1 protein-coding gene (only partly in view) is annotated in these 13814 nt (G+C 65.3%); it reads right to left on the reverse strand.

Annotated elements, in window-relative coordinates:
• Positions 1–13814, reverse strand: the 3' portion of a protein-coding gene (locus tag J8N05_RS37160) for a hypothetical protein (RefSeq protein ID WP_210894434.1). Its footprint extends 16759 nt past the window's final position; only the last 13814 of its 30573 coding nucleotides appear in the window; the start codon falls outside the window, past its right edge; it ends in the stop codon at positions 1–3.

Genomic DNA, 13814 nt, shown 5'->3' on the forward strand with positions numbered 1-13814 from the left:
TCAGGTCGCGTTGGCCTGCTGAATGCTGTCGCCGCTGTTGCCGATGGCGATGTACGTGCCGATGCGCCGGAAGTCGTTCATCACGCCGAACATGGTCTTGTTGGACGGCAGGAGCGCCCGGACGGAGGCGTCGTCGGCCAACCGGGCCATCAGCATCTCCTTGTAGGCGTTGTAGACCCTCGCCGTGTAGTTGGGCTCCTTCGCCGCGTTCATCCGGTAGTCGTTGGTGAGCGCGATGGAGGCCAGGTCCATCAGATAGCAGTCGATCAGGTCCGTGACGTCCTGGGCCCGGGCCCCGTCCTCTCCGACGCGGGCGTCCTCCGCCATGACACCGGCCATCTTCAGGACGATGTCGCGGTAGATCCGGTGCCGGGTGCTGCTGGGATAGGCGGCCATGATGTGGTCGGCCTGACCCGCACCCACGGTGCTCATGGTGCGCGGAGTCGTCAGATCGCCCAGCCCAGGTACCGCCAGCGGGACGTTCTGGAACATCTCCTCCTCGTCGGGGATGTCCCGGTTCCGGGAAGCGAGGGGGTGCAGACCGATCTCGTGGGCGAGCATGCCCATGATGTGGCCGATGCCGTACTTCTCGAAGTAGTAGCTGGCCAGGTTGATGTCGACACCGGCGTCACCGCGGTCCGTCACGTCGGCGGGGGTCTCCGTCGTCCGCACGTGCAGGGTGACCCGGACGCGGCGGTCACCGACGTACTCCTTGATGGTGTCGTGCTTCCTGAGCAGGTCGATGATGCGGACGGCCTTGTCGCGGTACGCCTCGTTCGTGTGCTTCAGGTTGGTGAACTCGAACTTCCCCGAGGAGAAGGGGGCGTAGAGCGTTGCCGGTTGGGCCGCCGCTTGGCCGACCGCCGTGTTCGGTTCGCTCGTGTCGTTCGGGTCGTTCTGGTCCTGCTGCATACGGGCCGGGACCTCGGCGCCGTCCGTGTGGTCGGTGCCGTCGGCCGTGCGGGGCAGGGAGACCGGGTCCACCCAGACCGCCTCACGGGGGATCCCGTCGATCCCCTTGCGGGCCTCCTCCCAGGTCTGCAGGCTGTCCTGCTCACCCGGCTGAGGCCGCTCGGGCTCGGGGCTCACGTCTCCGATCAGCGCGCCCAGCAGGGCCAGGTGCCGCCCGCGCAGCCCACCGGCGGCCAGCGAGGAGTCCTCGGGAGCGGCGTTCAGGTCACCCAGCAGACTGCCCGCGATATGCGGACGATGCGGGGAATCGGCATCCCGGTACTCGTCCCGCAGACCCAGCTGATGGGTCAACTCATGCACCAGTTGCACGGGATCGGCGTCCGCCCACCACGTGACCTGATCCATCGCCTGGTCCCGGCCCGTCAAGTCCACACTCAGGTGCGGGGACTCGGAAGCATCGACCAGTTCGACGGTCACGTGCAGCAGGTCACCGTTCGGGAGCCGATGACCGGGCTCGTTGAGGAACTCGTGCACTCCGGCGGAGAGTTGCTCGAAGGCGTGCGCCGCCTCCGAGTCCGTACCGCGCATCCGGATGCGCACCGTGAGGTCCGTGACCCGTTCTCCCTGGTACGAGAGCCGCCGGACGTCGAAGCCGGACCGCACCACGAAGCGGGGGCGGCTGTCGCGCGGGCCCACCAGCTTCGGTGTACCGGCCAGGGCTTGTTCGATGCTCTCGCTGATGCCCAGCGGGGTGTTGGTGGCTTGCGGGAGCCGGGGGCGGGCCTCACCGGTAGGGAGAGGCTGCTGGATGCTGTCACCGCGGTTGTTCGTCGCGAGGTTGGCGGCCAGGGTGGCGAAGTCCCGTACGACACCGAACATCCCCTTGTCGGCGGGGAGCAGACCACGGGCCGGGCTGTCCGGGGCCATACGGGCGGCGAACAGCGCCTTGTAGGCGTTGTAGACCTTCGCCGTGTTACCGGGCTCCTTGGCCGCGTTCATCCGGTAGTCGCTGGTGATCGCGATGGAGGCCAGGTCCATGAGGTAGGTGTCGATCAGGTCCGTGACGTCCTTGGGCTTGGCGCCCTCCACGCCGGCCTGAGCTGCCTCGGCCAGCATGTCGGCCATCTTCAGCACGATGTCACGGTAGATCCCGTGCCGGGTACTGCTGGGGAACGCGGCCATGATGTGGTCGGCCTGACCCGCGCTGTCGGTGTTCATGGTGCGCGGGGTCCGCAGGTCGCCCAGCCCCGGGACAGGCAGCGGAATACCTCGGAACATCGACTCCTCGTCGGGGATGTCCCCACTGCGCGAGGCGAGCGGGTGCAGGCCGATCTCGTGGGCCAGCATCCCCATCATGTAACCGATGTCGTACTTCTCGAAGTAGTAACTCGCGAGGTTGATCTGGACACCGGCGTCGCCGAGGTCACGTACGTCCGCCGGGGTCTCGGTCGTCCGCACGTGCAGGGTGATCCGCACGGGACGGTCGCCGACGTACGCGCTGATCGTCGGGTGGTCCCGGAGCAGCTCGATGATACGGACGGCCTTGTCCCGGTACTTCGCCTCCGTGTGCTTCAGGTTGGTGAACTCGAACTTCCCCGACCTGAAGGGGGTGAGGGGCGGTTCGGTGGGGGTGGCGGGGGTTGGGGTCGAGGCCGGGGTCGGGGTCGGGGTCGGGGTCGGGGTCGCGCCGGTGCCCGTGCCCGTGTCGGTGTTGGACTGGGGCAGCCTGGGGCGCGCTTCTCCGGGATTGGCCGCCGGGGTGGGTTCCAGGGCGGGCCCCGTGGCCGGTTCAGGAGCAATAGGCCGCTGGATGCTGTCGCCGCGGTTGTTGGTCCCCACGCTGGCGGCAAGGGCAGCGAAGTCACCGAGAACCCCGAACCGGCCCTTGTCCCCCGGCAGGAGAGCGCGGACAGGACTGTCTTCAGCGAGGTGCTCGGCGAACTGGCTCTTGTACGCGTTGTAGACCCTCGCCGTGTAAGCCGGGTCCCGGACCGCGCGCGCCCGATGGTCGTTGGTGACCGCAATGGAGGCGAGGTCCATGAGGTAGGTGTCGATCAGGTCGGTGACGTCCTTCGCCTTGGCGTTCGCGACCCCCACGCGGACGTGCTGGGCGAGCACCTCGGCCATCTCCAGCACGATGTCGCGATAGATGCCGTGCCGAATCGTGTGCGGGAACGCTGCCATGACATGGTCGGCCTGCCCCGCACCCTCGGTATTCATGAAGCGCGGGGTGCTCAGGTTCTCCAGCCCAGGAACCAGCAAGGGCATTCCCTGATACAGCTCCTCCTCCTCGGGAATCTTCGTGTTACTCGAAGCGAGGGGGTGCAAGCCGATCTCGTGGGACAGCATGCCCATGATGTAGCCGATGTCGTACTTCTCGAAGTAGTAACTCGCGAGGTTGATCTCGACACCGGCGTCACCCAGGTCGCGTACATCGGCGGGCGTTTCGGTCGTCCGCACATGCAGAGTGATCCGAACAGGACGACCATTGACGAAACTCTTGATCGTGCTGTGCTCGTCCAGCAACTCGACGATCCGAACCGCCTTGTCCACATACCTGTCCGTCTGATTCAAGTTCGTGAACTCGAAATTCCCCAACTTGAACGGGCGGAGGACCGGCTCCGGCGCGGCGGGCGTCGCATTCGGATCCTGCGGCGTGCGGGCCGGAACCTCGGTGGCCGTCGTGTCACCTGAGGAGGATCGGGGCAGGGAGACCGGGTCGACCCAGATGGCCTCGCGGCGGACCTTCTCGGCGTCCTGGCGCACCTGGTCCCAGGTCTGCTCGGTGTCCTCCTGCGCGCCTGGCTCCGAGGGCCGCGGAGTCACGTCCCCGATCAGCGCGCCCATCAACGCCAGGTGCCGCCCGCGGAGCCCGCCAGCGGCCAGCGAGGAGTCCTCGGGGGCAGCGTTCAGGTCACCCAGCAAGCTGCCCGCGATGTGCGGCCGGTGGGGAGCGTCGGCGTCGCGGTACTCGTCCCGCAGACCCAGCTGATGGGTCAGCTCATGCACCAACTGCACGGGATCGGCATCCGCCCACCACGTGACCTGATCCATCGCCTGGTCCCGGCCCACCAGATCCACGGTCAGGTGCGGAGATTCGGAAGGATCGACCAACTCGACGGTCACGTGCAGCAGGTCGCCGTTGGGGAGCCGGTGACCGGGGTTGTTGAGGAACTGATGCACGCCTTGGTGGAGTTGCATGAAAGTACGGGCGTTCTGCCTGTCCTTGCCGCCGCGCATCGCGATACGGACCGTGAGGTCGGTGACCGGATCGCCGTCATAGGTGAACCGCCGCGCATCAAAGTCGGACCGCACGACGAACCGAGGCCGCTTGTCCCGCGGACGCATGGCACGCGGCGAGCCAACCGGTCCGGTGTGCGGCGCCGCATCCGTGCCCCTGCCGGTCAGCCGCGGGCGCGCTTCGCCGGCCTCGGTACTGCTCGACGCAGGCGTGGCCGTCTGGATGCTGTCGCCCTGGTTGTTGAACGCGACGCTGCTGCCCAGGCCCAGGAAGTTGCTCGTGACGTTGTACCAGCTCTTGTCAGCCGGAAGCCGACTCCGAACAGGACTGTCCTGCGCCAGCTGCGCGGCGAACTGCTCCTTGTACGCGTTGTACACCTTGGCGGTATAGCGCGGCTCCCAGGCCGCGTCCTTGCGCTTGTCATTGGTCAGCGCGATCGTGGCCAAGTCCATGAGGTAGGTGTCGATCAGGTCCGTGACGTCCTTCGCCTTCGCACCCTCCTCACCCGTCCGCGCCTCCTCCGCCAGATCGTTGGCCATGCCCAGCACAATGTCCCGATAGATCTTGTGCCTCGTACTGCTCGGGAACGCCGCCATGATGTGGTCGGCCTGACCCGCACCCTCGGTACTCATCGTGCGCGGCGTCTTCAGATCGGCCAGCCCCGGAACAGCCAGCGGCGCCCCCGCGAACATCGACTCCTCATCAGGGATGTTCGTGTCCTTGGAGGCGAGGGGGTGGAGACCGATCTCATGGGCCAACATCCCCATGACATAACCGATGTCGTACTTCTCGAAGTAGTAACTCGCCAGGTTGATGTCGACGCCGGCATCACCGCGGTCCGTCACATCGGCCGGGGTCTCGGTCGTCCGCACGTGAAGGGTGATCCGGACCGGACGGCCCCCGACGTAGTCACGGATCGTGTCGTGCTTACGCAGCAGCTCAATGATGCGGACCGCCTTGTCGCGGTACGCCTCGTTCGTGTGCTTCAGGTTGGTGAACTCGAAGTTCCCCGACTTGAAGGGGGTCAGGGTCGGCTCGACAGCGGTGGCAGGCGTCGGGGCCGGAGTCGACGTCGCGTCGGTGTCGGACTGGGGCAGCCTGGGCCGCGCTTCTCCGGGATTGACCTCCGAGGCGGATTCCGTGGCCGGTTCAGGAACAGCCGGCCGCTGGATGCTGTCACCGCGGTTGTTGGTCCCCACACTGGTGGCAAGGGCAGCGAAGTCACCGAGAACACCGAACCGGCCCTTCTCTCCCGGCAACAGCGGACGGACGGGACTGTCTTCAGCGAGTTGCTCGGCGAACTGAGCCTTGTAGGCGTTGTACGCCCGCGCTGTATAGGCCGGGTCCCGGACTGCACGTGCCCGATGGTCGTTCGTGACCGCGATCGAAGCCAAGTCCATCAGATAGGTGTCGATCAGATCGGTGACGTCCTTCGCCTTGGCGTTCGCGACCCCCACCCGGACGTGCTGGGCGAGCACCTCGGCCATCTCCAGCACGATGTCGCGATAGATGCCATGCCGAATCGTGTGCGGGAACGCCGCCATGACATGGTCGGCCTGCCCCGCACCCTCGGTATTCATAAAGCGAGGGGTGCTCAGGTTCTCCAGCCCCGGAACCAACAGGGGCATCCCCTGATACAGCTCCTCCTCCTCGGGAATCTTCGAATTACTCGAAGCGAGGGGGTGCAGACCGATCTCGTGGGACAGCATGCCCATGATGTAACCGATGTCGTACTTCTCGAAGTAGTAACTCGCCAGGTTGATCTCAACACCGGCATCACCCAGGTCACGCACATCCGCCGGAGTCTCCGTCGTCCGCACATGCAGAGTGATACGGACAGGACGACCATTGACGAAACTCTTGATCGTGCCGTGCTCGTCCAACAACTCGACGATCCGAACCGCCTTATCGACGTACCTGTCCGTCTGATTCAAGTTCGTGAACTCAAAGTTCCCCAACTTGAATGCAGTGAGCGTCGGCTCGACGGCGGTGGCCGACGTGTCATCAGTGTTGCTCTGGGGCAGCCTGGGCCGCGCCTCTGCGGGATTGGCCTCCGGGGTCGGCTCCGGGACCGCCGGCCGCTGGATGCTGTCACCGCGATTGTTGGTCCCCACACTGGTGGCAAGGGCAGCGAAGTCACCGAGAACACCGAACCGGCCCTTCTCCCCCGGCAACAGCGGACGTACGGGACTGTCTTCAGCGAGTTGCTCGGCGAACTGAGCCTTATAGGCGTTGTACGCCCGCGCCGTATAAGCCGGGTCCCGGACCGCACGTGCCCGATGGTCATTCGTGACCGCGATCGAAGCCAAGTCCATCAGATAGGTATCGATCAGATCGGTGACGTCCTTCGGCTTCGCACCCGCCACACCCACCCGGGCGTGCTGGGCGAGAACCTCGGCCATCTCCCGCACGATGTCGCGATAAATGCCGTGCCGAATCGTGTGCGGGAAAGCCGCCATGACATGGTCGGCCTGCCCCGCACCCTCGGTATTCATGAAGCGAGGGGTGCTCAGGGTCTCCAGCCCCGGAACCAGCAGGGGCATCCCCTGATACAGCTCCTCCTCCTCAGGAATCTTCGAATTACTCGAAGCCAGAGGATGCAGGCCGATCTCATGGGACAGCATGCCCATGATGTAGCCGATGTCGTACTTCTCGAAGTAATAACTCGCGAGGTTGATCTCGACACCGGCATCACCCAAGTCACGCACATCCGCCGGAGTCTCCGTCGTCCGCACATGCAGAGTGATCCGAACAGGACGACCATTGACAAAACTCTTGATCGTGCCGTGCTCGTCCAACAACTCGACGATCCGAACCGCCTTATCGACGTACCTGTCCGTCTGATTCAAATTCGTGAACTCGAAATTCCCCAACTTGAACGGGCGGAGGACAGGCTCCGGCGCGGCGGGCGTCGCATTCGGATCCTGCGGCGTACGAGCCGGAACTTCGGTAGCCGTCGTGTCGTCGGCAGACCGGGGCAGGGAGACCGGGTCGACCCAGATGGCCTCGCGACGGACCTTCTTGGCGTCCTCGCGCACTTGGTCCCAGGTCTGCTCGGTGTCCTCCTGCGCACCCGGCTCCGAGGACTGCGGAGTCACATCCCCGATCAAGGCCCCCATCAACGCCAGGTGCCGCCCGCGGAGCCCGCCGGCAGCCAGCGAGGAGTCCTCGGGGGCAACGTTCAGGTCGCCCAACAAGCTGCCCGCGATATGCGGACGATGCGGGGAATCCGCGTCGCGGTGCTCGTCCCGCAGACCCAGCTGATGGGTCAGCTCGTGCACCAGCTGTACGGGGTCGGCATCCGCCCACCACGTGACCTGATCCATCGCCTGATCCCGACCCACCAAGTCCACAGTCAGATGCGGAGACTCGGAAGGATCGACCAACTCGACGGTCACATGCAGCAGGTCGCCGTTGGGCAGCCGGTGGCCGGGGCTGTTCAGGAACTCATGGACACCTTCGCTGAGTTGCGCGAAGGTACGAGCGTTCTGCCCGCCCTCGCCGCCACGCATCGCGATACGAACCGTGAGGTCGGTGACCGAATCGCCGTCGTAGGTGAACCGCCGCGCATCGAAATCGGACCGCACGACGAACCGAGGCCGCTTGTCGCGTGGACGGGTGGCGCGCGGCCCCTTCGACGAGGTGGTGTCGGACGGCTCGCTCCGCGCCCCGGGCTCGACACCGCCCGGCGAAAGCCGCGGGCGCGTCTCGCCGGTCTCGGTACTGCTCGACGCAGGGGCGACGGTCTGGATGCTGTCGCCCTGGTTGTTGAAGGCGACGCTGCTGCCCAGGCCCAGGAAGTTGCTCGTGACGTTGTACCAGCTCTTGTCAGCCGGAAGCAGACTCCGAACAGGACTGTCCTGCGCCAACTGCGCGACAAACTGCTCCTTGTACGCGTTGTACACCTTCGCCGTGTAACGCGGCTCCCACGCCGCGTCCTTACGCTTGTCATTGGTCAGCGCGATCGTCGCCAGGTCCATCAGGTACGTGTCGATCAGGTCCGTGACGTCCTTCGCCTTGGCACCCTCCTCACCCGTCCGCGCCTCCTCCGCCAGGTCATGGGCCATGCCGAGCACGATGTCCCGGTAGATCCGGTGGCGAGTACTGCTGGGGAACGCGGCCATGATGTGGTCGGCCTGACCTGAACCGACCGTGTTCATGGTTCTTGGCGGCGTCAGGTGCGCCAGACCCGGAACGGTCAACGGCACCCCGGCGAACATCGACTCCTCATCCGGGATGTTCGTGTCCTGGGAGGCCAGGGGGTGGAGACCGATCTCATGGGCCAGCATCCCCATGACGTAACCGATGTCGTACTTCTCGAAGTAGTAACTCGCCAGGTTGATCTCGACACCGGCATCACCGCGGTCCGTCACATCGGCCGGGGTCTCCCTCGTCCGCAGATGCAGAGTGATCCGGACGGGGCGACCGTTGACGTAGTTACGGATCGTGTCGTGCTTACGCAGCAACTCAATGATGCGGACCGCCTTGTCGCGGTACGCCTCGTTCGTGTGCTTCAGGTTGGTGAACTCGAAGTTCCCCGACTTGAAGGGGGTCAGGGTCGGCTCGACGGCGGTGGCAGGCGTCGGGGCCGGGGTCGGGGTCGCGCCGGTGCCCGTGTCGGTGCCGGTGTCGGTGTCGGTGTTGGACTGGGGCAGCCTGGGGCGCGCTTCTCCGGGATTGGCCTCCGAGGTGGGTTCCGGGGTCGGTTCCGGAGCAACAGGCCGCTGGATGCTGTCACCGCGGTTGTTGGTCCCCACACTGGTGGCAAGAGCAGCGAAGTCACCCAGAACACCGAACCGGCCCTTGTCCCCCGGCAGCAGGGCCCGGACGGGACTGTCCTGTGCCAACTGCTCGGCGAACTGAGCCTTGTACGCGTTGTAGACCCGCGCCGTGTACGCCGGATCCCGCACCGCCCGCGCCCGATGGTCGTTCGTAACCGCGATGGAGGCGAGGTCCATGAGGTAGGTGTCGATCAGGTCGGTGACGTCCTTCGCCTTGGCGTTCGCGACCCCCACGCGGACGTGCTGGGCGAGCACCTCGGCCATCTCCAGCACGATGTCGCGATAGATGCCGTGCCGAATCGTGTGCGGGAACGCTGCCATGACATGGTCGGCCTGCCCCGCACCCTCGGTATTCATGAAGCGCGGGGTGCTCAGGTTCTCCAGCCCAGGAACCAGCAGGGGCATTCCCTGATACAGCTCCTCCTCCTCGGGAATCTTCGTGTTACTCGAAGCGAGGGGGTGCAAGCCGATCTCATGGGACAGCATCCCCATGATGTAGCCGATGTCGTACTTCTCGAAGTAGTAACTCGCCAGGTTGATCTCGACACCGGCATCACCCAGGTCACGCACATCGGCGGGCGTTTCGGTCGTCCGCACATGCAAGGTGATCCGAACAGGACGACCATTGACGAAACTCTTGATCGTGCTGTGCTCATCCAGCAACTCGACGATCCGAACCGCCTTGTCGACGTACCTGTCCGTCTGATTCAAATTCGTAAATTCAAAGTTCCCCAACTTGAATGCAGTGAGCGTCGGCTCGACGGCGGTGGCCGACGTGTCATCAGTGTTGCTCTGGGGCAGCCTGGGCCGCGCTTCTCCGGGATCGGCCTCCGGGATCGGTTCCGGAGCAATAGGCCGCTGGATGCTGTCGCCGCGGTTGTTGGTCCCCACGCTGGTCGCGAGCGCCGCGAAGTCACCCAGGACACCGAACCGGCCCTTGTCCCCCGGCAGCAGGGCCCGGACGGGACTGTCCTGCGCCAACTGCTCGGCGAACTGAGCCTTGTACGCGTTATAGACCCTCGCCGTGTACGCCGGATCCCGGACCGCCCGAGCCCGATGGTCGTTCGTGACCGCAATGGAGGCGAGGTCCATGAGGTACGTGTCGATCAGGTCCGTGACGTCCTTCGCCTTGGCATTCGCGACCCCCACCCGCGCGTGCTGCGCCAGCACCTCGGCCATCTCCAGCACGATGTCGCGATAAATGCCATGCCGAATCGTGTGCGGGAACGCCGCCATCACATGATCCGCCTGCCCCGCACCCTCCGTATTCATAAAACGCGGCGTCGAAAGGGTCTCCAGCCCCGGAACAGACAAGGGCATGCCCCGATACAGCTCCTCCTCCTCAGGAATCTTCGAATTACTCGAAGCGAGGGGGTGCAAGCCGATCTCATGGGACAACATCCCCATGATGTAACCGATGTCGTACTTCTCGAAGTAGTAACTCGCAAGATTGATCTCGACACCGGCATCACCCAGGTCACGCACATCCGCCGGAGTCTCCGTCGTCCGCACATGCAGAGTGATACGGACAGGACGACCATTAACGAAACTCTTGATCGTGCCGTGCTCGTCCAGCAACTCGACGATCCGAACCGCCTTGTCGACGTACCTGTCCGTCTGATTCAAGTTCGTAAACTCGAAATTCCCCAACTTGAACGCAGTAAGCGTCGGCTCGACGGCGGTGGTCGGCGCCGCGTTCGCGTCCTGCAGCGTGCGAACCGGGACGTCGGTGGCCGTCGTGTCACCGGTGGACGGTCGGGGCAGGGAGACCGGGTCGACCCAGATGGCCACGCGGCGGACCTTCTCGGCGTCCTGGCGCACCTGGTCCCAGGTCTGCTCGGTGTCCTCCTGCACGTCCCGCTCCGAGGAACGCGGAGTCACATCCCCGATCAGCGCACCCAGCAGGGCCAGATGCCGCCCGCGCAGCCCGCCGGCAGCCAGCGAGGAGTCCTCGGGGGCAGCGTTCAGGTCACCCAGCAGACTGCCCGCGATATGCGGACGATGCGGGGAATCGGCATCCCGGTACTCGTCCCGCAGACCCAGCTGATGGGTCAGCTCATGCACCAGCTGCACGGGATCAGCGTCCGCCCACCACGTGACCTGATCCATCGCCTGATCCCGACCCACCAAGTCCACAGTCAGATGCGGAGACTCGGAAGGATCGACCAACTCGACGGTCACATGCAGCAGGTCACCGTTCGGGAGCCGGTGGCCGGGAGTGTTCAGGAACTCGCTTACACCCGCGCTGAGTTGACCGAACACTCGTGGCGTCTGCTCCGCCGCTCCGCGCATCGCGATACGGACCGTGAGGTCGGTGACCGAATCACCGTCATAGGTGAACCGCCGCGCATCGAAGCCCGACCGCACCACGAACCGCGGCCGACTGTCGCGTGAGCCTCTCAGCTGCCCTGCGGTGGAGGGAGCTTGTTCGATGCTCTCCTCAGTCGGTCGAGCGTTGTCGGTGGCTTGGGGGAGCCGGGGGCGGGCCTCATCCGTGGACGGAGGCGTGGACGTGGACGGAGGCGTAGGCGCGGGCGGCTGGATGCTGTCACCGCGATTGTTGGTGACCACACTGGCGGTCAGTGTCGCGAAGTCCCGTACGACGCCGAACATTCCCTTGTCGGCGGGCAGCAGGGCTCGGGCGGGACTGTTCGCGGCCATGCGCGCGGCGAGCAACGTCTTGTACTCGTTGTAGACCCTGGCCGTGTTACCCGGTTCCTTCGCGGCTCTCAGACGGTGGTCGCTGGTGATCGCGATGGAGGCCAGGTCCATGAGGTAGGAGTCCATCAGGTCCGTGGCGTCCTGGAGCTTGGCTCCCGGCACCTGTGCCTGTGCGAACTCCGCCATCATCTCCGCCATCTTCAGCACGATGTCGCGGTAGATCCCATGCCTGGTGCTGCTGGTGTAGGCGGCCATGATGTGGTCGGCCTGACCCGCGCCGACCGTGTTCATCGTGCGCGGCGGCGTCAGGTTCGACAGCCCCGGAACGGCCAAGGGCACCCCTGCGAACATCTCCTCTTCGTCGGGGATGTTCGTGTCCCGGGACGCGAGCGGATGCAGGCCGATCTCATGGGCCAGCATCCCCATGACGTAACCGATGTCGTACTTCTCGAAGTAGTAACTGGCCAGGTTGATCTGAACGCCGTCGTCGCCCAGGTCGCGTACGTCCGCCGGAGGCTCGGTCGTCCGAACGTGCAAGGTGATCCGGACGGGACGGTCGCCGACGTACGCGCTGATCGTCGGATGGTCCCGCAGCAGTTCGATGACCCGGGTCGCCTTGGCCCGATACCGCTCGTCCGAACTCTTCAGATTGGTGAACTCGAAGTTCTCCATCACGAAGGGTCCGGGAGCGGGCGCGGCAGCGGTGTCAGGTGTCGTGTTCGTGTTCTGCAGCATGTGTGCCGGAACCCCGGTGGACGCGGTGTTCTCGGTACCGTCCGTCGGGCTCGGCAGGGAGACCGGGTCGACCCAGACCGCTTCACGACGCACCTTCTCGGCGTCCTGGCGCACCTGGTCCCAGGTCTGCTCGGTGTCCTCCTGCGCGCCTGGCTCCGAGGGCCGCGGGGTCACGTCCCCGATCAGGGCACCCAGCAGGGCCAGGTGCCGCCCGCGCAGCCCGCCGGCAGCAAGCGAGGAGTCCTCCGGAGCCGCGTTCAGGTCACCCAGCAGACTGCCCGCGATATGCGGACGATGCGGGGAATCCGCGTCGCGGTACTCGTCCCGCAGACCCAGCTGATGGGTCAACTCATGCACCAGCTGTACGGGGTCGGCGTCCGCCCACCACGTGACCTGATCCATCACCCGGTCACGACCGGTCAAGTCCACGGTCAGATGCGGGGACTTCGAGGGATCGACCAGCTCGACGGTCACGTGCAGCAGGTCACCGTTGGGAAGCCGGTGGCCGGGGTTGTTCAGGAACTCGTGGACGCCTTCGCTGAGTTGCGCGAAGGTACGGGCGTTCTGTCCGTCCTTGCCACCGCGCATGGCGATACGGACCGTGAGGTCGGTGACCGAATCACCGTCGTAAGTGAACCGCCGCGCATCAAAGTCGGACCGCACGACGAATCGGGGCCGCTTGTCCCGCGGACGCGTGGCACGCGGCGAGCCGGCCGGTCCCGTGTGCGGCGCCGCATCCGTGCCCCTGCCGGTCAGCCGCGGGCGCGCTTCGCCGGTCTCGGTACTGCTCGACGCAGGGGCGACGGTCTGGATGCTGTCACCCTGGTTGTTGAAGGCGACGCTGCTGCCCAGGCCCAGGAAGTTGCTCGTAACGTTGTACCAGCTCTTGTCCGCCGGAAGCAGACTCCGAACGGGACTGTCCTGCGCAAGCTGCGCGGCGAACTGCTCCTTGTACGCGTTGTAGACCTTGGCGGTATAGCGCGGCTCCCACGCCGCGTCCTTACGCTTGTCATTGGTCAGCGCAATCGTCGCCAGATCCATGAGGTAGGTGTCGACCAGGTCCGTGACGTCCTTCGCCTTCGCACCCTCCTCACCCGTCCGCGCCTCCTCCGCCAGATCGTTGGCCATGCCCAGCACAATGTCCCGATAGATCTTGTGCCTCGTACTGCTCGGGAACGCCGCCATGATGTGGTCGGCCTGACCCGCACCCTCGGTACTCATCGTGCGCGGCGTCTTCAGATCGGCCAGACCCGGAACAGCCAGCGGCACCCCCGCGAACATCGACTCCTCATCGGGAATGTTCGTGTCCTGGGACGCAAGCGGATGCAGGCCGATCTCATGAGCCAGCATCCCCATGACATAACCGATGTCGTACTTCTCGAAGTAGTAACTCGCAAGATTGATCTCGACACCGGCATCACCGCGGTCCGTCACATCGGCCGGGGTCTCCCTCGTCCGCAGATGCAGAGTGATCCGCACGGGGC

Source organism: Streptomyces liliiviolaceus (assembly GCF_018070025.1).
Classification (GTDB): domain Bacteria; phylum Actinomycetota; class Actinomycetes; order Streptomycetales; family Streptomycetaceae; genus Streptomyces; species Streptomyces liliiviolaceus.